14 protein-coding genes and 1 pseudogene are annotated in these 22,457 nt (G+C 62.4%); 7 read left to right on the top strand and 8 right to left on the bottom strand.

Going from position 1 to position 22,457, the window contains the following annotated elements; translation table 11 throughout:
• The 4 genes from N2315_05015 to N2315_05000 all read left to right on the top strand — a co-directional run.
• The coding region (locus tag N2315_05015) for a PD-(D/E)XK nuclease family protein (protein ID MCX7828555.1) at positions 1 to 2,002 on the top strand (2,002 nt) is incomplete at its 5' end.
• On the top strand, positions 1,992 to 5,411 hold the full coding sequence (locus N2315_05010; protein MCX7828554.1) for a UvrD-helicase domain-containing protein: 3,420 nt from the start codon (positions 1,992 to 1,994) through the stop codon (positions 5,409 to 5,411). The genes N2315_05015 and N2315_05010, both read left to right, overlap by 11 nt.
• A gap of 36 nt (positions 5,412 to 5,447) precedes the next feature.
• Complete coding sequence (locus N2315_05005) at positions 5,448 to 7,187, top strand: diguanylate cyclase (protein MCX7828553.1); 1,740 nt, start codon at positions 5,448 to 5,450, stop codon at positions 7,185 to 7,187.
• 34 nt (positions 7,188 to 7,221) lie between these two features.
• Positions 7,222 to 8,139 carry a hypothetical protein gene (locus N2315_05000; GenBank protein MCX7828552.1) on the top strand — a complete coding sequence of 306 codons (918 nt, stop codon included), beginning with the start codon at positions 7,222 to 7,224 and terminating at the stop codon, positions 8,137 to 8,139.
• Between the two features lie 109 nt (positions 8,140 to 8,248).
• Here N2315_05000 and N2315_04995 read toward each other — a convergent pair whose 3' ends face one another.
• The 5 genes and pseudogenes from N2315_04995 to N2315_04975 all read right to left on the bottom strand — a co-directional run bounded on the left by N2315_04995 (position 8,249) and on the right by N2315_04975 (position 15,319).
• On the bottom strand, positions 8,249 to 9,121 hold the full coding sequence (locus N2315_04995; GenBank protein MCX7828551.1) for a hypothetical protein: 873 nt from the start codon (positions 9,119 to 9,121) through the stop codon (positions 8,249 to 8,251).
• 73 nt (positions 9,122 to 9,194) lie between these two features.
• Entirely contained in the window at positions 9,195 to 10,406 is a 1,212-nt protein-coding gene (locus N2315_04990) for a hypothetical protein (protein MCX7828550.1), read from the bottom strand.
• A 610-nt stretch (positions 10,407 to 11,016) separates the two neighbouring features.
• Positions 11,017 to 11,775 (bottom strand): annotated as a pseudogene (locus N2315_04985) (serine/threonine protein kinase).
• A gap of 92 nt (positions 11,776 to 11,867) precedes the next feature.
• Positions 11,868 to 12,530 (bottom strand): protein phosphatase 2C domain-containing protein, encoded by a 663-nt coding sequence (locus N2315_04980; GenBank protein ID MCX7828549.1) that lies wholly within the window; start codon positions 12,528 to 12,530, stop codon positions 11,868 to 11,870.
• A gap of 20 nt (positions 12,531 to 12,550) precedes the next feature.
• Positions 12,551 to 15,319, bottom strand: coding sequence for a UPF0182 family protein (locus N2315_04975; protein ID MCX7828548.1), 2,769 nt, complete (start codon positions 15,317 to 15,319; stop codon positions 12,551 to 12,553).
• A 118-nt stretch (positions 15,320 to 15,437) separates the two neighbouring features.
• On the opposite strand from N2315_04975, the gene N2315_04970 reads away from it, so the two are divergent.
• Both N2315_04970 and N2315_04965 read left to right on the top strand, forming a co-directional pair.
• Positions 15,438 to 16,871, top strand: coding sequence for a hypothetical protein (locus tag N2315_04970; protein MCX7828547.1), 1,434 nt, complete (start codon positions 15,438 to 15,440; stop codon positions 16,869 to 16,871).
• A 177-nt stretch (positions 16,872 to 17,048) separates the two neighbouring features.
• A complete protein-coding gene (locus N2315_04965; protein MCX7828546.1) occupies positions 17,049 to 18,146 on the top strand; it encodes an aminotransferase class V-fold PLP-dependent enzyme in 1,098 nt (365 codons plus the stop codon).
• A gap of 73 nt (positions 18,147 to 18,219) precedes the next feature.
• On the opposite strand, the gene N2315_04960 is transcribed toward N2315_04965, so the two are convergent.
• Genes N2315_04960 through N2315_04950 form a run of 3 tightly spaced genes read right to left on the bottom strand, consistent with a single transcriptional unit; the run spans position 18,220 to position 21,236 of the window.
• On the bottom strand, positions 18,220 to 19,194 hold the full coding sequence (locus N2315_04960; protein MCX7828545.1) for a glycosyltransferase family 9 protein: 975 nt from the start codon (positions 19,192 to 19,194) through the stop codon (positions 18,220 to 18,222).
• Complete coding sequence (rfaE2, locus tag N2315_04955) at positions 19,187 to 20,650, bottom strand: D-glycero-beta-D-manno-heptose 1-phosphate adenylyltransferase (protein ID MCX7828544.1); 1,464 nt, start codon at positions 20,648 to 20,650, stop codon at positions 19,187 to 19,189. Before rfaE2 ends, N2315_04960 begins: the two co-directional genes overlap by 8 nt.
• Complete coding sequence (locus tag N2315_04950; protein MCX7828543.1) at positions 20,634 to 21,236, bottom strand: SIS domain-containing protein; 603 nt, start codon at positions 21,234 to 21,236, stop codon at positions 20,634 to 20,636. The genes rfaE2 and N2315_04950 overlap by 17 nt, the downstream gene beginning before the upstream one ends.
• Before the next feature lie 213 nt (positions 21,237 to 21,449).
• Between N2315_04950 and rfaD the strand changes: the two genes are divergently transcribed.
• A complete protein-coding gene (gene rfaD / locus N2315_04945; protein MCX7828542.1) occupies positions 21,450 to 22,409 on the top strand; it encodes an ADP-glyceromanno-heptose 6-epimerase in 960 nt (319 codons plus the stop codon).
• Positions 22,410 to 22,457 lie beyond the last annotated feature (48 nt).

Genomic DNA, 22,457 nt, shown 5'->3' with positions numbered 1-22,457 from the left:
GTGCGGGGAGGCGGCGAACTCGGGATGGGAGTTCTTCCCCGCCATGCGGCTGGTTTCGTCGGTGCTGGACCTCGACATGGAGGCCCTCATGACCCGACGCCCCAGGGGACTGGACCAATGGCGGGATTTCGTAAGGTCCCAGCACGGCGAGGAGTGGGAGCGCAAGCTCCTTAAGCTGGCGGAGTTCGGCCAGCTGTTGCTGAAGGGGGCAACCCCGAAGAGGCTCCTTGAGGAGGCCCTTGGGGTGATGAAGCTGGCGGACCCGGAGCGGATCTCCAGGGCCGTAGGGGACCGGCATGACCTGGACTGGACCGTGAGGGGAGTCACCTCCGCCATAGAGGAGATGGAGAAGAAGCTCTTCTCCCTTTCGGAGGAGGTAGAAAACCTGGGGCCCGCGTTCCAGGAACCACTTAAGCTCCGGGACGCCATGGGGTTTCTTAAGGCGTGGGGGAACTCGTCCTACACCGCCCAGGACCAGCCCTTGGAGGGGGCGGTTCGGATATACCGGGACGCCCCGCCGGTGCTGGCGGAACACGGGCTCTTCGTGCTGTGCGGGACGGACCAGTCCCGCTGGCCCGGGAAGCTCAACGAGTCCCCCCTCATGGACGAAGCCTCCAGGCACAGGGTCAACAACTCATTCCTTGAGCGGTCGGACCTTACCCCCACCCACCTGGTGGACCTACACGAAAGGCGCAAGGCCAGGGAGGCCCTGTTCATCCGCATGGCCCTGGCGGGCAGGGAGGCCTTCGTCATGACCCAGGGGGCGGAGGACCGGGACGGAAGGCCTTCCTCCCCCACCCCCTTCGAAAAGTCCCTCCTGTCCATGGGGGCTAAGGTGGAGGAGCTTAACGGGTCCCCGTCGCTGTTCCACTCCGAAAGCTTCGTACGGGGCGTAGAGTTCCCCGCAAGGGCGGCGGACGATGCCTCAAGGGCTCTTGGCGGGCCCTACAAGGTCAATGTGTCCATTAAGAACCTGGAAGCTAAGCCCAGCCTGCCGTTGAGCGGCATTGACTCCTTCGTCAAATGCCCATTCCGGTTCGCCTGCGAGCGGATCTTGAAGCTCCGGGCGCCGGAGGTGGACCCGGTTCCCCATTACCTCATGGGCAGCCTGGCCCACGAGGCCATGGAGATCGCCGTCACAAACCCCGGCATATCCCACGAGGACCTGATGCGGGAGGTGCTAAAACTTCCCTCCGCGGGGCCCATCCTTGAGCCAGGCAGGGAGAGGTACCAGATGGAGCTGGACCAGATGATATGCCGGGGCGTATCCTGGCTTCGGGAGCGGAGGTCAGAGCTTGAAGCCAAGGGGTTAAGACTCGCGGCCACTCTCACGGAGGTGCCGCTGCCAAAGGTGGAGATGGAGAACTACACGGGCACCGGCCGGGCGGACCTGGTGGACGTGATAGAAGGTCCCGAGGGCAGGGGGTACGTGATACTGGACTTCAAGACCGGCGGCACCCACCGGTACGAGGACTCGCTGCAGCTGGCGGCGTACGCCAGGGCCCTTAAGGGCGGCCCCCTGGAGGAGCCCTCGGCGCTGCGGGGGGCGGAGCTGTGGGGCTTCGGGTTCGTGTCGCTGCGGGACATGCTGGGTAGGTCCCGCTGGGAGATATGGGGATCCCGGGAGGCCCCCGTCAAGTTCAATAAATCAAACCGCATAGGCGTCATGTGGACCTCCGGCGGGAGCCGCTTCGACGCAGGCGGCGTGGCCCAAGCCTACGGGCTGTACCAACCCAAGGGCTCCAACAAGGGAAAGTCCGGCCAGGATGAGGACGGGACTGGAGATGGGAACTCCGCGGAGGACGTGATCTTAAGGGCCTCAAAGGCACTGGAGGATCTCGACAGGGCCCTTGGGACCGGGGAGTTCAGGGCCAACCACACGGACGATAACGTAAGGAAACATGTCTGCCCCACCTGTCCCTACGGGGGCGTCTGCCGCAGGCTGGAGGCGTGGGACTTTGAGGAGGAGGAAGACGAGGGGGGTGAGTGGGATGACCAATAGGGAGGCCATGGAGGGGATCTTAAGCTCCCGCTACTCGCCCAACCAGCGGCGGGCCATAACCTCCGACTCAAAGATAACCGCCGTCAAGGCCGGGGCGGGGACCGGCAAGACCCATACCCTGAGCGGAAGGGTGGCGTACCTGCTGGCAAGCCAAGAGGACCTTTCGCTGGACCAGCTGGCGGTTCTCACCTTCACCGAGAAGGCGGCCCAGGAGATGCGGGAGCGGATAGAGCACATCTTAAGGGTCTGGGGGGAGGAGCTTAAGGACCCGCGCCTTGTGGAGATGTCCAACCGCGTCGGGGAGGCATACATATCCACCATACACTCCTTCGCGCTTCGGCTGATCCGGGAGTCCTCCATGGAGCTGGGGATACCCCTCAACCCCTCCATCCTTTCGCCCTTCCACGTCGATGAGTTCCGCCGGGAGCTGGCCATGGCCCTGGAGGGGCCCGACGCTAAGTGGTTCGTCCGCCGCCTTGGGGGCGATGCGGCAGATCCGTGGGTCCTAAGGGCCAAGGATCTCTTCGAGGCCCATGCGGAAAAGGTCCGGGAGCTGGTGAACCGGGTGGGGGCCCAGCAGCTGGCGGACATGGCGGTGAGCGCCGCCGACAAGCTTGCGAAAACCGAGGGCTTCTCGCCGGAAAGCCTTTGGAGCTTCACCGGCCGGGAGGGGTGGCTTGATGAGCTCTTAAGCAAGATGGCCGCCTCCATGGGCCGGTGGCTTGAGATGGCCTCAAGCCTGGCGGTGGAGCTTCTAGCCGCGGACCCCAAGGAGCCGGAACGCGTGCCGGTTCCCGACGCATCGGACATCGATGGGATGCTGGACTTAATCGGCAAGTTCATAGAAAAATTCAACAACACGAGGAGCAAGCGGAAGGACGCCCTTGACGAACTGCTTAAGTCATTGGATCTTCAATGGCTTAACCCCAAGGAACCGTCGGTCAGCGAGGTCCGCAATGCGGTTAAAAAGTCATCGGCCCCCCTGCTTGGCGTAAAGAAGCTGCTGGAGGGGCAAAGGGCGGGGAATGCCCCCGCCGAAGGGGAGCTGCTGGGGCTGTGCAACCGGGTGTGCGCCGTGGGGTGGGAGGCATGGAACCGCCGCAGGCTATCTTCGGGGCAGCTGTCCTTTCAGGACCTCATAGACCTGGCGGGGGAAGCGGTGAGGCGGGAGCCCCTCAAGAGCCGTTTCAGGCACGTGCTTGTGGACGAGTTCCAGGACACCGACTGGCTTCAGTTCGAGCTGGTGAAGTCCTTCGCGGAGGGCGGGGCCTCGGTGTTCGTGGTGGGGGACCTCAAGCAGTCCATATACCGCTTCCGGGACACGGACCTTGGGCTGTTCCAGCGGCTCATATCGGAGGCACGTCCCCTGGGAGGCGTGGTGAGCCTCACGGAGTCCCGGCGGAGCTCCCCGGAGGTCATAGGGGCGGTGAACCGGATCTTCTCCCACGCCTTCGGGGGCTCAATCGGCACCGGCATAGAGGAGGGGTATGAGCCCCTTACGCATCCGGAGCACCTAGATCAAATCCCCTCAAGGGTCCTCATAGCGCCGGAGGAGGAACCGGAAGGGAAGAAGGAGAAACAGGAGGAGCATGTGCTTAAGGCAAGCCGCATCCTTGGGATGGAGTTCCTGCGGATGATGGACCAGGGCTTTGAGGTATTGGACGGCGGCATCTTAAGGAGGTGCCGCTGGGAGGACTTCGCGGTGCTGGTGGCGGCCAGGACCCAGTACCCCAGGGTGAGCGGGGCCTTTCAGGAGCTTGGGATCCCCCACGTGATGCACAGTTCCAAGGATTACGGGAACCGTTTCGAGATCCGGGACCTCACGGCCCTCTTGGCCGCCATAGGGGGCGACCGGTCTGACCTCACGCTGCTTTCGGCGGCGGGGTCCCCCTTCCTGGGCCGGTTCGTAAAGAACCCGATCCGGACCGACAGCGTTGAAGCCGCCCTCGAGACAGCGCGCCTTGGGATATCCAAGATGGCGGACATGGCCAAGGCCGCCGGGGCCTGGGCGGTGGTGGACCACATACTGAAGGACCTAAGCTGGCTTGAGGAGGTGCGGCCCCAAGACCGGGAACGGGTGGCACTCAACCTCCGAAGGGCCAGGGAGATACTGCTGGACTACCACAGGACCATGGGGCACAGCCTCATAGGGGCGGCGGAGCACCTGAAGTCCGCTATGGTCGGCTCCTCCATCGAAGAGCCCAGCACGTCCAAGGCCGACGCGGTAAGCATAATGACCGTTCACGCCGCCAAGGGGCTTGAGTTCCCCATAACCGCCGTGATCCTATCCCCATCCCAACGCAAGAGGGAAAACCAGTCGAGGCTTCTCCTGTCCAAGCACCTGGGGGCGGTGCCCTCCAGCTCCCTCGTAAAGGAGCTCCACGGCGGCAAAGGGGTTTTATCCAAGGCCCACCAGCTGCTTGAGAAATCGGCCCAGGAGGAGGAGAGCCTCCGGGTCTTCTACGTGGCCTGCACCAGGGCAAAGGACCGGCTCATCCTGGCGTCCCCCTCAAAAAGGAGGGCAAACTCCTGGGCCCGGAACGCCATGGAGGCCCTGGAGCCCCTGGGGGAGGGGATCTACATAAGCCCCGCGGAGGGGCCCAAGGGGGCCGCCCAAGAGGAGGCACCCGCGCCCTGTCCCCTGGAGCTTCCCCCGAGGGAAGGGGCGATGCTGCAGATGTCCGCCACCTCCTACAGCCTCTTCCGGTTCTGCCCCGTGGCCTACAGGATAACCTTCAGGCAGGGGCTGGCGCCAAGATGGGACAAGGAGCTGGGGGACCTGGGGCCCGGCGGGTCAGACCTGGGGAGCCTGGCCCACTGGGTCATGAGGCGCTGGGACGGGAACCCCGATCGCCTTGTTGAGATAATGGAGGACACCGCCTCCATGCCCTCGGAGGTGCTAATGGCCCTCAGGAAGACCCGCTGGAAGGACGCGCTGTTGGAGTGGCTTCACGGCTTCGCCCTGTCGGACACCGGCGAGGAGTTCCGGAGCCTCCTGCGGCGGGGGGCCAAGCGGGAGGTCCCCTTCCGGGTGCCGGTTAAGGGGCGCTTCCGCATGGTGGGCTCCATGGACCTGTTCCTCCACGCCTCGGAGGGGCCCATAATAAGGGACTACAAGATAACCCACGAGGACAACCCAATCCAGGAGCTCTACCATGACCAGATGCGCTTCTACGGCCTGGCGGCGTGGCTCATCACCGGCCAGGAGCCGGACATGGCCCTCTGGCGCCTAAGGCCCTTGAACGGAAAGTACGAAAAAATAGCGGTGGAATCGGCAGACTGGGCTCAAATGGAATCCCAGCTCCTGGACATAGCCCGAAAGGCCTTGGGTCCATACGAACCCAAGACCCAGATGTGCGGCGTCTGCCGATGGGGGAAGAGTTGCGGCTATAAAAAAATCATAGGATAATGTAGGGAATATCAAGCATTCAGGGGGGTAGCCCGCTTGGACGCCGTTAGCCTGATGGCAGGATTCGAGGACTACATTTTCGTGATGGACCCGGAAGGACGGGTTTTGATGTCCTCCCCAAAGGCTTGGGCTTTGCTCAAGGGAAAGCAGCACGTAAAGGACGTCCTACCCCCGGTGTACTGGGGGAGGCTTAGGAACCTCATGGGCGCCGGCAAGCCCCCCTACCCCCCGATGGACATACCCCTGAAGAAGGGTCCCTCCGAGATACCCACCGAGGCCCTGCTGGGCAGGACCTCCGACGGGGAGAGGGACCTTTTCGTCCTCTCCTGCCGGGACATAAGCCGCATAAAGCGGGCGGAGGAGACGCTGGAGAGGAGCGAGGAGCGGTACCACACCATCTTCGACCACTCGCCCCTGGGCATAGTGCACATAGACCACGACGGGATAATAACCGACATGAACGATCACTTCCTGGAGATAATGGGCACCACCAGGGAGCGGCTCATTGGGATCAACGTGATAGACAACCTCAAGGACCCGTGGATGAAGAAGGCGATCCTGCAGGCACTGTCTGGGACCCCTGGCATGTACGAGGGCCGTTACACCCCCTTCTCCGGCAACAGGACCACCTGGATAAAGGCCCAGTTCCGGCCCATGACGTCCCTTAAGGGCACGTTCCTTGGGGTGGTGGGCGTGGTGGAGGACATATCGGAGAGGCGGGAGGCGGAGGAGCAGATACGGTTCCTCAACATGCACGATCCCCTAACGGGGCTTCTCAACCGCCGCTGTTTCGACGAGGAGCTCAAGCGGCTGGACAACCCGGAGCATATGCCACTTTGCCTCATAATGGGGGACGTCAACGGCCTTAAGCTGGCAAACGACGCCTTCGGCCACCCGGAAGGGGACCTGCTACTCACAACCATAGCCAAGATACTCCGGGAGAGCGGACGCCCCGGGGACCTCATATTCCGCTGGGGCGGGGACGAGTTCATACTCCTCCTTCCCAAGACCGGCGTGGAAAAGGCTGTGGACCGGATCAACCGGATCCATCACATGTGCTCCTCCTGGAAGGGGCAGGGGCTGGTCCGGCCCAGCATATCCCTGGGCTTCGGGGTGAAGGAGCACCCGGAGGAGGACTGGCGGGACGCCATGCTGAAGCCCGCCGAGGACCTCATGTACAAGATGAAGATGAAGGAGGGCCGAAGGGCGAGGCTCAGGATCCTGGCCCACCTGGAGGAGAAGCTGCACCGGGCCTTCGGGGGGCACATGGGGCTCCACATCAAGCGCCTTTCGGACCTATGCGAGATGCTGGACAGACAGCTTGGCATGGGGGAGGAGGACAGCAAGGCCCTCAAGCTCCTGTGCGCCTACCACGACATAGGCATAGTCTCCTCCAAGGACCTGATAAACCGGGAGCCCCCGGTGGACGAGGACGCATTGGAGACGGACCAGGACCACCCCATCACGGGATACCGGATAGCCAAGAGCATACCGGAGCTGTTGCCCGCGGCGGATCTCATACTGTCCCACCACGAGCGGTGGGACGGAAGCGGTTATCCCCAGCGCCTTAAGGGCGCCGACATCCCCCTGCCGGTCAGGGTGTTCCAGGTCCTTGACCGTTACGAGTCCCTGACAAACCCGGACGGCGGCGCCATGGAGGCCGGCGCAGCCTGGAGCCTCATGGCAAGGGACAAGGGCCGTCTTTTCGATCCGTCCCTCCTGGATGCCATCCGGGACCTGCTGCTTAGGTGCCAGGAGGAGCCCGTTAGGCTATAATGCTCCCACCTAGACCTTAAAGGGGGACTTCAACATGGCGTTTAACGGCGACAAGATAGAGGAACTGCTCGAGAGGCTCTACGAGGCCTCCGACGAAGAGGAGATACAGCGGGCGGCGAAGGCGCTGCTGAAGGAGGACCCATCAAACCCCGCTGCCAAGGTGGCCCTTTGGACCTTGAAGGACGAGGAAGAGGCCCTAAGAAGCATCGGGGACCTGCGGGAGGCCCTTGCGGAGACGGTGCGCCGCCTCGGCGGGGAGGAGCCCAAGGGGCTCTACGACGAGCGGACATTGGTTCAGACCTACGGGGAGGCGCTCATGCACCTGTCCTCCGCCTCCCACGCCCTGGGGAGGTTTGACGACGCCGAGGCCTACGCCAGGAAGCTCATGGAGTTCGATGCCGACGAGGAGATCTTCCCCGCTCGGCTCCTGCTCTACAGGGCCCTCCTGGACAAGAAGGACTTCTCCTCCATCCTTGAGACCTACGACCAGGACTCCCTAGACAGCCCGGCGGGGGCCCACGGAAGGGCCATAGCCCTGATCGAGAAGGACGCCCCGGAGGGGGAGATATGGGAGGCGGTGCTGGACGCCTTCTCCCTGTCCCCGGATCTGCCCTTCGTGATACTGGGGCTGGAGGCCCTGCCCGACGAGGACGAGGACGAGGACTTCCAATACGACCAGATATTCCACGAGGCCGCCTATCTGGAGGGGCCCTGGACCGAGTCCGACGACCGGCTCTTCTACCTGTACCTGCCAGCCCTGGTCATAGGCCGCCTCACCGGCCGGCTGGACGAGGACGAGACCGAGGAGCTCGATGAGATGCTGAACCACCTCCCCAAGGAGAAGTCGGACCTCATAAGGAATCTGCTGACCTACGGCGGCCCAAGGCCAGACGAACCATCGGAGCTCGACCAGTGGGCCATAGGGAAGCTCATGGAGATCCTGGGGGACTGAGGGGGATCCTGTCTTATACTCGAAAGGGGGGTCACATGGCCCCCCTTTTTGAGTTTTTTATAGTTTTTGGGCCCCAAGGCGCCAGCGGCCCCACAGACCGGGCGGCCCTTCATCCCACCGCGCCGGAGGCGAAGACCCGGTGCCCCACCTGGTGGAAGAGGTCGTAGAAGGTCTCATCCCTGGGGGCCCCCGCCAACGCCTCCAGGCTCAAGACCCAAAGGTCCAGGGGTTTAGAGGGCCCGCAGAGGGCCTCGCCAAAGGGCTCAAGGCGGCGGTGCAGCTCCAGGGCATGGCCCTCCTCCTGGGCGACCCAGGCCCACCAGGTGACGGAATCCTGCCCCTGACAGTCCAGGTCGAAGGAGCTTCCGAAGACCCGCCTACGGTCCCAAAGCCACCGGTGAGCATCCCCAAGCCTTGCAATGGACATCCGCAAATCCAGCTCATCCGCCATCACCATGAGCACCCGGTCCGCGTTTAAGACCCCCTCGTGGTCCTCCGGGTGCCTGGGTGAGCCCATGTAGCAGGAGAAGTCGTAGTCGAACAGGAGCAAAAGGTCAAGCTCAAGGACGCCATGGGCCGTCTTACCTGAAACGCGCCACCCAGTGAAGCGGGGTCCCTCAAACACCGCCTCCATAGGGGGGGCGAGGAATGACAGCTTCACCCCAGGATGGGTTCTCTTGTTGCCCCACCTCCCGGCGAAGGCCCCCTTAAAGGCCATCTCCAGCCGGTTGCGCCGAAGCCACAACGGGGGATCAGAAGGGGGAAGCCCCGGGGGGCTGTCCAGGAAACACTGATCCCGAAGGGTTTCGAACTCCCGAACCCCCGATTCGGTGAGCACAAAGCACCCATCCCGCTCCTCCACAAGGCCGCATTGTACCAGCTCCATGAGAAAAGAAGGGTCCTCCCCCGCCATCTCAACGGTGGAGAAATCCCACACCGGGTGGTTAAAGTCGAAAAGCAGCAGGACCGACTCCAAGGACACCGCACATCCCCCCTCCAGGGTTTAAGCCCAGCGCCCGTAGGGTTCAGCGCCCCTTAAAGGGGGCCGGCCCCCTTTAGTTTCCCGCCGACGGGTTGAGCCTGTCTCCTATGACCTCAACGTTCCGGCTCCAGTTCCCCTCCGGATAGGAACGCCTCACCTCCCCCTCCTTAAGCACCTTAGCTATCTCCACCGGGGAAGTCCCGTCTCCGTTGAGGGCCAGCAGCACCCGACCCTTCCTTGGGAATAGCACGTAGGTCCAGCCGTTGCCCCTGGCCTCCTGCCAAGTCATGGAGGCCCCGGCGGGGGAGCTCACCCGCACGCTGGCACCGGGGCCAACCGCCACCATGGCCATGTCAGCCCCCTTGAGGTAGCCCCGGAGGAAGGCCTTGGCGGCCTCCGAGCCCCTAAAGAGCTCCCCCAGGGCCAGGAGCCCCTGCCCCGACGCTTTGGCCCTTAAGCCCAGGGCCTCCCCCGCCTCCATGGCCCCCTTGGGCAGCATGGTAAGCGCAAAACCCAAGGACCGGTCATCGAACCGTCCCGCCAGGGAATATAGGAAGGCCCAGTCGGCGGGCAGGTCCGCCTCCTTGAGGTTCAGGCGGAACTGAACCGGCGTCAAGGCCCCTCCCACGTTCCGGGATACCAGGCCGCAGAGCACCGTTACGTCCCCGGAAACCGCGTCGGGAGGCAGCACCGCCCACCCTTCGGGATCCAGGGGATAGGACTTTCCGAGATGCTCCACGAAGCCCGTCAGGTTTATGGAGCCCCCTTGAAACTTCAAGGCCCCCTTGACGTCCAGGGATGGATGAAGCTGGTCCGCCACTTCAACCCTTACGAGCCGGGGGAGCCCCTTGATCGCCAGGGGCACCTCGATCCTCCTGGCCGCGGGGCGCATGCCGAGCTGGAAGGGGGCCTTGAAGGCCTCCGCGCCGGACCGCTCGGCTATCACCGCCTCCTCCAGCACCCCGTCTGGCACATCCCCCTCGTAGCAGTACCAAACCTCCAACGTCTCCCCCTTGGAGGCGGTTATCTCCAGGGCCTCACCCCTCACCCCCCTAGCCCCCAAGGTCCCAAGCCCAGAGGTGCAGTAGAGCACGTACTTCCCTTCCTCGGGGGCCACGAACACCAGCCGGTTGACCGCACCTGGAAGGGCCGGTATGGCGGGAAGATACCCCCGGAAGTCCCCGAAGGCCGCTCCGGGGAAGTAGAGAAACGCCAAGCCCCAGGCCCCAAGGGCCGCAAGCCTTATCCGCCTCATGACGATTGAACCAGAGGGAAACAACTCCATCAGTCCTCCTTAAGATCTAGTTTGTCAGCTTCAACTTAAGCTGTTCCGCCAGGTCAGAGGCGCCGGGGTACAGGGGATCCAGCGCCATCAGGGCCTCCAGCTTGGATCTTGCGAGGTCGATCCTGCCAAGCCCCATGGCGGCCCTTGCCCCCACCAGAAGAGCCCCCCGCTTGTCCCGGCTCACCCGCTGGGCCTCCTCCGCAAGGCGCAAGGCCCCCTCGAAATCCCCCCGGTTCAACATCCCCCGGGCCTCCGCAAGGGCCGAAGGGCTCTCCTGGGCTTTGCTGGAAGAGCCGGACAGGTCATTGGAGGCGCCAATGGCTACGTTGGCATTGGAAGGCGAAGCCGCCTCCCTATCCTGAAAAACCCCCTCCCCCTTCTTGGACGCGCCGTTGCCGTCCGTAGGGGAGGCGAATCGGACCACATCCCTCAAGGAGGGCACCCCAAGGCTCCTAAGGCGGCTGCCCACCGCGGTCACCGCCCCAAGGGCGAAGAACAGCCCCAAGAGCAGCGCCACGCTAATAGTCCTCATGTTCACCGGGATCCCGATCCCCAAGTGGGGGTGAAGGGCTTCGACTAAGGACATCATGTCCTGGAACCGCTCCTCCCGGTTCACCTCCAAGGCCTTTTCTATGGCCCTGAAGGCCCCCCTGGGCACCCCCTTGGGAACCTGGAGCCTTCGGCCCTTGAGGCGCTCCATGGGGTCCGGGGGCGGGAAGCCGGCCACGCACCGGTAAAGGGTGGCCCCCATGGCGTAGACGTCGGTCCAGGGCCCCTGGTCCGCTCCTCCTCGGTACTGCTCCTCCGGGGCGTACCCGGGCTTCAAGACCGCGGATACGCTGACGGTGCTCCGGAAGCTCCCCCGGGCGGCGCCGAAGTCTATCAGGGTGCAGCGGCCGTCGGGGGACACCAGGATGTTGTCGGGGCTCACGTCCCGGTGCAGGCACCCCTCCCGATGGACCCTGTGGAGGGCCTCCATCAGGGGAAGCAGCAGGTCCACCGCCTCTTCGAAGTCCATCTTCCCCCCACGCTCTTCCAGGTAGTCCTTCAGGGTCTTGCCCTCCACGTAGTTCATGACCATGTAGGCGGTTCCATTGGCCTTGAAGTAGTCCCGGACGGACACCACCCCGTCTATGCGGTCCAGCCTCGCAAGGGTCCTGGCCTCCTCCAGGAACCGCTCAAGCCCCTCCTCGAAGGTCTCCTCCTCGCCGGGGGGACAGTACACCGAACCGTCCGGGGCCCGGAAGGCGAGCCCCATGGGGAAGTACTCCTTCACCGCCAGCTTGAGCTCCAACACCCGGTCCCAGGCTATGTAGGTCATGCCGAAGCCCCCACGGCCCAAAAGGGTGCCCACCCGGTAACGGTCCATGAGCACCGAGCCGGAAGGAAGCCTTATGTCCATTCTATGGGCCACCTGCGAAGCACCCCCACTCTCAACGTCCTTCGGTCTCCGATTGGGTCTCACAGGGCCAGCACCACCACAGTTGCGTTGTCCTGCCCCTTGACCTGCTTGGACGACACCGCCCACAGGATGGCGGAGGCCGGGTCATCTCCGGTCATAAGCTCCGCCATCTCCGCGGGCGACAACGCCCGGTAGACCCCGTCGGACACCAACAGCACCGCGTCGCCTTCGTCAAGTTTAACCGGTTTATCGGGCCGGGAGACCTCCGACAGATCCTCTATGCCTATGAAGCTGGTTATGAAATCCCCCTGGGGCCCCAAAGCCCCTGGATCCCCCCCTAAGACCCGGACCGCCTCCGCCACCGTGTGGTCCCTTGAGAGCAGCTCCAGCCTGCCCTTTCGGTAGAGGTATACCCGGCTGTCCCCCACAGAGGCCCAGTCCAGAAGCCCCAGGGAGGAGTCCACGGCGGCCACCGAAAGGGTGGTGCCCGTAAGGCCCAGGATCCCAAGCCCCTTTGCCCAAATCTGAACTTCCTTCTGGGCCCGCATCACCGCCTGAAGAGGGCTTTCGCCGCTCCGAAGGGCCCCCATGGCGGCCTCCACCGCTATCCTGGAAGCCTCCGCCCCCATGAGCATGCCCCCCATGCCGTCCGCCACGGCCCCGTAAAGGTTGGGCCCCTCACCAAATCCGAAGGCATCCTCCTGGAATCTTCGAGCTCCCATGATCTGAGAGCCGGCGCACCTCAGGGACCATCACCACCGGACAAATACCTGGACATCTCCTCAAACGCCTCCTCCAAATCCCTCATGGCCCTTCCGTAATCGGCGAAATCGTACCTTTTAAGGGCCTCCCTGGAGTCCTCCAAGGCCAACCGGGCCCTCTTAAAGGCCCCCTGGACCCTCTTCAAGGCCTCCTGGGCGTTGGCAATGACCTCCTTCACCGCACCCCCTAGGGACTCAGGCGCCCTTTCGGGCTTCTCAACCAACGCCGCGGATCCGCCCCCCAAAAGGCGCCCCAAGGCCTCCTCCAGGGTCTCACCCCAAACCACCCGGCCCCCGGAGGAGAGCACCACCCGCTTAAGCTCCGGCAGCTCCCCCCGCTCCGCCTTGAGGTACAGGGGCTGAACGTAGAGGATCGACCTTCCCATGGGCAGCACCAACAGATCACCCCTTATCACGTCGGAGCCCCTCTGGCTCCACAGGGACAGTTGGGCGGATATCTCCGGGTTCTGGTCGATCAAAGCCTCCACCTGTGTGGGGCCGAAAACCAGGTTCCGCTTGGGGTACTTGTACACCACCAGCTCACCGTAATGGCTGCCGTCGCACCGGGCGGCCATCCACCCCACCAGGTTGTTCCTCCCCACGGGCATGAAGGGCACCATGAGGACGAACTCCTCTCCCGCCGGATCCCCCATGTCCATGGTCACGTAGTTGGGCCTTATGGGCCGCCGGGACTCAGGGGGAGATATCTGCCAAAGGTCCTCCCGGTTGTAGAAGGTGTTGGGGTCCCTCATGTGATAAAGCCGGAAGGCCCCGGCCTGCAAGGCGAAAAGGTCCTTCGGGTACCTCATGTGCCCCTTGAGGTCCTTCGGCATCTCCGAAAGGGGGCGGAAAAGGCCAGGGAAAATCCTCCGGTAGGGCCGCAACGCCGGGTCGTCGGCGCCGTAAAAACGGATCTGCCCGTCAAAGGCGTCCACCGTGACCTTCACGCTGTTCCGCACGTAGTTAAGCCTCACACCCCCACCCCCAAGGCTGGCCTCCATGGGCCTTGAGTATGGGAAGTGCCGGCTTACCACGTACCCGTCCAACATCCAAACCACCCTTCCCCCATGGATCACCGGGTACGGGTCCGAATCGTACACCAGAAAGGGGGCCACGCGGCTTGCCATGGCAATTATGTTCCTATTAAACATAATCTTGCTATCATCAGTCAAGGCCCTGGTGAAGAGTAGGTCCAGATCCATGAACCTAAGGGCGAAGGCGAGCCGCCTGACCCAGGAGCCCACACTAACCCCCCCGTTGCCGGAGTATGTGGTCCTCACGTTGGAGTCTCCGCTGGGATAGTCGAACTCCCGGACCTTGGTCTTTACCAGGGCATAGGGGTAATCCATCTCCCCGTAGTAAATGGCGGGGGTCTTGAGCTCCACCGGCCCCCCTGTGGGAGGGATGTCCTTGATCACCAGCTCCGGCATGCCGCCGGGGGCCACCTGGTTGACGTAGTTCATCACCAGACCGTAGCCATGGGTGAACTCCAGGTGGCGGTTGACCCATGTCTGGCTTTGGAGCTTCCGGTGATCCAGCTCCCGTACCGCCAGCATCACCTGCCGCAGCCTCCCGTCATCGGAGGGGTAACGGTCCACATCGGCGCCTAGAAACTCGTAGTAAGACCTTATCTCCTGTAGCTGTTTGTAGGCGGTGAGCAGGGGCTCGTAGTCCCAAAGCCTTATGTTCTTCATCTGGCGCTCCGAGAGGTCCTCCGGGGCAACCCTGGGGGCGGGATCCACCGGGACGGTCCTTACACCCTGCAGCCCATAGGCCTTGAGGGTCATGTCCACGTGGGCGGCTATGTAGGGCCTCTCCATCTGAAACTCGTTTGGGCGCACCACCAGCTGATGCACCACCCCGGGCAAAAACCCCCGGATGAACCAAAGCCCCGCCAAAAGGGCCAGCAGGGTCTTGGCAAGCTTCGCCGATAGCTTGATACGCCCCAGGGCCAGGGCGAAGGAAATGGCGGCCAGGACCGCACACTGCAGCAGCATGAGGGGCAGCTTCACCTTCGCGTCCGCGAAGGACGCGCCGTACACCACCCTGCCCGGCGCCCATACAAGGGACAGGGCCTCCAGCGCCACCGAGGCGGCCCAAAGCAAGAGCCCAAATGACGGCAGCCACCTAAGGGACAGCAGCCTCGAATAAAGGGAAGAAAGCCCCCCTTCAAGCCTCGCCGACGCCACCGCCGCTAGGACCGAAAAAACCCAAAGGCCCCAAAGCCACCTTAAAAGCCCCTCCAACGCCGGCATGGCGAACAAGTAAAACCCCGCGTCCAAACCGAACAGGGGGTCCTTGACCCCCAATGGAGCCATAAAGACCCCCGATAGGACCGTAAGCCACATGGACGAAAGCTGCAGCCCCTTGAACAGGGCCCCCAACAGCGCCCCCGCCCGAAGGGCCGGCGAAGCGGCCCCGCCCAGGGACCTCATAAGCACGGCCCCAGCGGCTAAAAAGCCCAGCAGGAACATCCCAGCCCTCGCCAGCACGCGCCTTACGAAGACCCCCTCAAGGCCTATGGACCTGAACCACCAAAGCTCCGTGAAAAACCACGGCATGACCAGCAGGAGCACAATAGCTCCGACCAGCCCAGCGGCTAACACCCATCCCATGGGGTTGATGGGCCCTGTGGGGCGGGATCTTAAGACCTCCTCCAGGGGATTCCACTGGTTGTCCCCATCGCCGGGGATCCACTCCCGCCTCTTGAACCCCCGGAAGGGGCCGAAATGAAAATGAAAGAAACTCAACCCATATGCACCTCCGTATGGATCAAAAATTCCGATTAAGATATGCTATTATAAGCCTAAAGTCCCAGGCCCAGAAGGTCCGACAATATTAGGGTATCTTTTAAGAGGGGGATTTGAGGTGTCCTACGAGCCGTTAAAGTATCTTCTGGAGGTTTACAAGGGAAACCAAGGGGTGGTGGATCCCGCGGCGGAGCTCAAGGCCATGGGGCCTGAGATGTCCTCTCTTGGGGCCTCGGAGGATCCACAGGACCGGAAGGCCTACAGGACCCTTTGGCAGCGGGCCTCAAGCCTTTACGTGGACCTCGCCTGGGGTATAGTGGAGGCCAAGATAGACGCCTCCAAGGAGCCACCCGAGAGGCTCTCCTTCTCCCCCGAGGAGAGGCTGGTAATAGACTTCGGCCACCTTGGGGAGGGGATAACCGAGGAGAACCCCCATTTCGCCCAGGAACTCGAGGCATCCTCCCGCCTGGACATATACCAGTACATGAGGATGACCGACTTCATCGCCGAGACCTACGCCCTTTTGTTTGACAGGCCCTACGAGGGCCCCCAGGGGGGGTGCAGCCTGGAGGAGAAGATCCGCCGGTTCGGGGAGGATCTGGCCGCCACGGAGAGCCGGCGCAGGATGGCGGTGTCCATGGTGCTGTGCCGCTGCAGCTTCGTCACCTGCGATGAGGTTCAGGATATCCTCTCGAACCTGGAGTCGTACCTTAGGATCCACACGGAGTTCCAGATGAGGACCCGCCGCATCAGGGAGGCCCAGGGCAGCGAGCTGGAGGGCTACATAGAGCAGAACAAGAGGTACGAGATAGCGGAGAGGGACCTCATGGGGTGCCTCAGCAGAGCGGAGAAGGAGCTGCCGGAGTTTGGGGAAGGGGAGCTTCAGAAGATCTTGGGGCTCCACGACAGGACCAAGTTCCTCGCCAACCTGGAGGTGCACTTAAGGAACGAGGAGCACCGCTGGGCCACCCGGGTGGAGATGTTCCGGCGCAAGTTCAAGGGCAAGGGGGTGCCGGCCCTCAAAGGGGAGCTCCGGGACGGCGTTAACCGCAAGAAGGAGTTCATGACGTTGGCGGCCCGGATAGGGCGCATGGACACATCGCCATTGAACACCGAAACCGGACGCCCCATAGGCTTCCAGCGGGCGGGGGAGATAATGATGGACCTCACCCCCCTGGATCCGGACCTATTAAGGGTTCCAAGGGTTCGAATGTACGGGATCCCCAAGGTCCTCTTAACCCCAGGCAGGGGGCTGGGGGTCTACGACTGGACCGACAACTCGCTCTTGATCCCCCAGTTCGCCCCATTCGGGGGGGAGCCCAAGAGCTTCTGCTACGCCCTGGCGGCTTTCAGGTGGGACAACGACGAGGACAGGACCCTCAAGGACTCCTACGCCCTGATAAAGGAGAACCGGGACAAGGGGATAAGGGCGCTGCAGGAGTCCTTCTCCCAGGACTACTTCATATGGATGACCAAGGAGCGCAAGGGCTACCGGGTGCTGCCCAAGGAAACCTCCAAATGGTTCCGTGTGCACTTCAAGAAGCCCGAGTAACCCAGCTAGGAGTTTGGGGCTTTACCTTTACGGCATCTAATCTCCCGCCGTGGTTTGGACCGGATGAACCGGCCACGGACACAGATAAGGGCCCTTGGCCTAAGCGGTTGTGGCTGTAATGGGGGCGTGGAGCCATTAAAATGGCGTTTGGAAAGATCCGCGATTGGAGGTGTTCCCATGGAGAGGTATCCGGTGGGCATGGTCCCTGGCCCGGTGCGTTGTCCCGAAGAGGTTTTGCGATGCTACGGGGAGGACGTAGGGAGCCCCGACCTGGAGGAGGATTTCGCTTCCCTTTACAGGCACTGCGCCTGCCGCATAGGCAGGCTGCTTAACGTAGGCGGCACCGTGGCCCTCCAGAGCGGGGAGGGCATGCTGGCCCTGTGGGGGGCGTTGAACAGCGTCATGGCTCCAGGGGACCGGTTGCTTGCGGTGTCCTCGGGGGTCTTCGGCAGCGGCTTCGCCCAGATGGGAAGGGCCCTGGGGCTTGAGGTGGAGCTGCTGGAGTTCCCCTTCAACTCCGTCCCGGACCCGGACAGGGTGCGGGACAGGGCGCTGAGATTTCGGCCCAAGATGATAACCGCGGTGCACTGCGAAACCCCCAGCGGCACCATATCCCCCCTTGAACCCCTTGGGGAGATAGCCCGGGAGGTGGACGCGCTGTTCTGCGCGGACTTCGTCTCCAGCGCCTTCGGAGCCTGGCTTGACGTGGACGGAAGCGGCATCGACATAGGCCTTTTGGGAAGCCAGAAGTGCCTGTCCCTGCCGCCGGACCTCTGCGTAACCACCGTGAGCCCAAGGGCCGCCAAGGCGATCCGACAGAGGAACTACCAGGGGTATGACGCGTTGCTTCCGTTCCTCTCCGCCCCGGAGGCGGGGAGCTTCCCCTACACCCACAACTGGCGGGCACTTAAGGCCCTTGGGGCCTCCCTGGAGCTCATCGAGGCGGAGGGGCTTGAGGAGGTCATATCAAGGCACCGCAGGTGCTCCGCCCTCTGCGTGGAGGGGCTTTTGGAGATGGGGTTGGAGATATTCCCGGAGCGCCGGGAGTACTGCTCCCCCACGGTCACCGCCGCAGTGGTGCCCGACGGCATAACCTGGCGGGAGATGGACCAGCGCCTTAGGGCCATGGGAGTGGTCTTAGGAGGCAGCTACGGCCCCTTGGCGGGGAAGGTCTTCAGGATAGGCCACATGGGCAACCAGGCCCGGGAGCACCTGGTGCGCCGGACGCTGGACGCCCTCGCGGAGGTCCTTTGCGGCCTTTGCGGGGGGAGGTGACGCAACCCCAACCCCATAGTGATGCGCCCTGGGGCTGGAACGCCCAGTTTCAGCCTCAGGGCGCTTTTAAACCCTACTCTCTAAGAGCAGCCTTAACCGTAAGGGACAGCACCACATCGGGGTCAATGGCCCTCATGACCCTCTGCTGGTCTGGGTCCACCTTAAGGGGCTCATAGTCGTCCACCGCCAAGGGGGATATAACGGACGTTAAGTTGGGTCCTTCATGGGAGCACTGTGCAGGGTCCTTTATGGCGAAGAGCCCAACGCAAGGAATCCCCGCCTCCCGTGCCATGTGCAGCGGACCCGTATCCCCTCCCACCGCACAGGAAGACATCTCCGAAAGGGCTATCAGGTCCATAAGGTCCAAACGATCCGCCAGGTTGATGACCCTTTGGGGGCCCACTGCCTCCTCTACGAGATTGGCCATTCGGGTCTCTTCCGGGCCGCTGCCGGTGAGAACCGCCGTCAATCCATGTGGCAGCTTAGACAGCATGAGGATCCAGTGATCCACCAGCCAGTTCTTGTAGGGCTTGCTGGTGCCCAGTATACACATCACCACCCTTCGATCCCCAAGGATCGAACGAAGGGCCTCTGACCGCTTGGGATCCCCGTAGAGCGACTTAGCAGGCCTCGTCTTTCCGCCCCACACTTCCCAAGCCTCCTCTTGGGAGGCATGGAACGCGAAACCGAATAGACGATGTCCGCCTATACGGAACGGTATGCGCGAGAGCAGCGACACAAGGGCGGTCCTGTCGTTGTCTTGGCAGCTGAAAAGCCATCGGAATTTCATGCCCTTTATCCGGTCTATGAGTTTGAAAACGCTCATTCGGCCTTCGCTCCTGTCCCAGCCCACCACTCCATCCACATAGGGCTGTGACGTCACAAGCTCCGAATACTCATCACAGCAAAGCCACCAAAGCTCAATTCCCGGGAAACGGTCCTTAAGGGCCTTCGCCTCCTTCATGGCAAGCACCACATCCCCCAGGGAGCTGAAACGGACGAAGAGCATCCGCTCTCCATCTTGCGGCACTGGAAGGGGCTTATCCATTGTCAACATCTCCCCTTGCCTTTCCTATTATCCCAGTGGTGCTTACCCCCTCCAGAAGGGGCACCACCTCAACCCGGCCTCCCCAGGACCTTACCTCACGGGCTCCCACTATCTGGTCCTCCCGGTAGTCGCCTCCCTTGACCAGCACGTGGGGGCGCAGCGCCTTTATGAGCTCAAGGGGGGTGTCCTGGTGGAAGATCACCACCAGGTCCACCGCCTCAAGGGAAGCCAAAACCTCACCCCTCATCCACTGAGGGTTCAACGGCCTCTCGGATCCCTTAAGGCGCCTTACCGAATCATCGGAGTTAAGCCCCACAACCAAACGGTCCCCCATGGCCTTGGCGGCCCGAAGGCAACGGACGTGCCCTAAGTGGAGTATGTCGAAGCATCCGTTGGTGAACACCACGGTCTCCCCCGACTTACGCCACTTCTCAACCACCGCCGCCGCTTCCTCGAAGGACTCCACCAGCTTGCTATCCTCCGCGCCATGGGAAAGGGACAGGAGCTCAGCGGCTCCTATGGCGTAGGTGCCCTCCTTGCCCACCACGTACCCCGCCGCCCGGTTGGCCCAATGGGCCCCTCTAGAGACCTCCGCACCGGCCCCCAAAAGGGCCGCAAAGACTGCCACCACCGTGTCTCCAGCGCCGGTTACATCGTAAACCTCCCTGGCGCAGGAACGCTCGTGCAGAGTGATGCCGCCTCCGAACAGGGAAAGCCCCATCTCGGACCTGGTGACCATGACATGTTTCAAATCAAAGCGCTCCATCAACTCCCTGGCGGCGGCCTCAGCGGCCATGTCCTCGTTTGGGAGCGCCTTGCCTAAAGCCATGCCCAGCTCCCTGAGATTCGGGGTCACCATGAAGGCCCCGCGGTACCTCTCCCAATCGGACCCCTTGGGGTCCACCAACACGGGAACTCCCAGGGAGGAGAAACGGGATATGACCTTTTGACAAAGCCCGGGGGAGCAAACCCCCTTGGCGTAATCGGACAACACCACCACCGACGGGGCTTCCCTTAAGACCTCGCCCTCCAGCGCATCTAAAAGCCCTTTTTCTTCGGCCTCTGAAAGCCATCTAGCTTCCTCCCTGTCCACCCTCAGGAGCTGATGGCGGCTTGCCACGACCCTGGTTTTCGTGGTGGTGGGCCTTGCGCCGCGAAAACCCGCAAAGCCGATGCCCTTCTCACCCAATATCCTTAAAAGCTCATCCCCATGGGGGTCCTTCCCCAAAAGCCCTAACACCGTAACCAGGCAGCCCAGCCTTGCCATGTTATGGGCCACGTTGCAGGCCCCGCCAAGAAGGAACTCTTCATCCCTGTAACGCACCACCGGGACCGGGGCCTCCGGGGAGATCCGCTCCACCTCTCCCCTTATCACCCGGTCCAGCATCATGTCGCCTATCACGAAAACCCTTCTTCGGGAACAGCGGGACAGGAGTTCCTTAAGCCCTTGGCTCATCGAAAAAACCTCCCTGGACCACCATCTCCTCCACCATGCGGCAAAGGGCATGCTCCAGCGCAAGATGCACGTTTTGTATAACCGCCGTATCCGAGGAGTCGACCATGATGGCCACATCGGCGATCCGTGGCAGCTGTCCTCCAGGGCCCGTGAGGGACACCACTGGGATCCCAATCTTCTTGGCCTCCTCCGCCGCCAACACCACGTTCCTGGAGGACCCGCTGGTGCTTATGGCCATCAGCACATCCCCAGGCCTGCCCAGCCCCCTCACCTGCCTTGCGAAGACCAAGTCGAAGGAGTAGTCGTTGGAACAGGCGGTTATGAAGGATGTGTCGGTTGTAAGGGCAAGGGCGGCCATGGGCCCCCTTGGGCGGGAGGCGGAGAGCCTGCAGACGAACTCCGCCGCCACATGCTGGCAGTCCGCGGCGCTTCCGCCGTTGCCGCAAAGCAACAGCTTGCCCCCCTTGAGAAGCGCCCCGGCGATGAGGTCCGCCGCCTCTTCAAGCCTCTTAACCCCCTCGCTGGTAGCCCAGCGGTGAAGCTCCCCGGCCGTGGCGTTGAGCTGTTCTAAAACACTGTCGATCATCGTACGAACCATTCCTTCCATCAAATGCGGGTGGCACCGTTAACATGGGCTATAATACCAAAAGAAGCGCAACCCCATAGAAAACATCGACACGTTAACAAAAGGGCCTCTTGCAAGGCACACAAGCACCCGCGTCTCGTAAGGGTCTATATGTTTTTATGTTGCATGGCCGTCATGTACTGCCAGGGACCAAACCTTAGGGAGTGACTCAACGTGATAATAGTAACCGGCGGCGCCGGGTTCATCGGCAGCAACCTGATAAAGGGCCTTAACGACATGGGATTGGACGACATCCTGGTTGTGGACCGTCTGGCAAGGTCAGAGAAATACAAGAACCTGACAGGCCTCAGGTTCACCGACTACCTGCACAAGGACCGGTTCCGCCAATTGCTTTCGTCCGGCAGGTTCAACGGCGTGGACGTTCAAGGGGTCTTCCATCAAGGGGCCTGCTCTAACACCATGGAGATGGATGGGGACTACATGATGGACAACAACACGTCCTACAGCGTAGACCTACTCAACTTCTGTCTGGAGAATAAGGTTCCGTTCATATACGCCTCCAGCGCCGCGGTATACGGCAATGGAGACCTGGGTTTCAGCGAGGAGCCGGGATGTGAACGGCCTCTCAACCCATACGGTTTGTCCAAGCTGGTGTTCGACAATCACGTAAGAAAACAGATTAAGGCCGCATCCAGTCCGGTGGTAGGGCTCAGGTATTTTAACGTGTTCGGCCCCAACGAGTTCCACAAGGGCAACATGGCATCGGTGGCCTACCACTTCTACAATCAGATCACCGCCACCGGCAAGGCAAGGCTCTTCAAAGGGACCGATGGGTACGTCGACGGAGAGCAACGGAGGGACTTCGTGTACGTAAAGGACGTGGTGAAGGTCAACCTGTGGTTTTGGGCCAACCAAGGACCCAGCGGCATCTACAACTGCGGCACCGGCGCGCCAAAAAGCTTTAACCAAGTCGCCAACGGGATAATAAAAGCGCTGGGATACGGGGAAATAACTTATGTGGACTTTCCAGAGGCCCTTAGGGGCAAGTATCAAAACCATACGGAAGCGGACCTCTCCAACCTACGAAGGGCCGGGTATCCTCACGAGTTCACCCCCTTAGAGGAGGCCCTTGAGGATTACTGCCGCTTTTTGAAAGAAGCCTCAAAGGGCTGACGCCCCTTCCCTCCGGCGGATCCTCTTCCGGGCAGGCCACCTCCAGGA

This window comes from Thermanaerothrix sp. (genome assembly GCA_026417795.1).
Taxonomy (GTDB): Bacteria; Synergistota; Synergistia; order Synergistales; family Synergistaceae; genus Thermanaerovibrio.
This window is presented reverse-complemented; position numbering and strand designations above follow the sequence as displayed.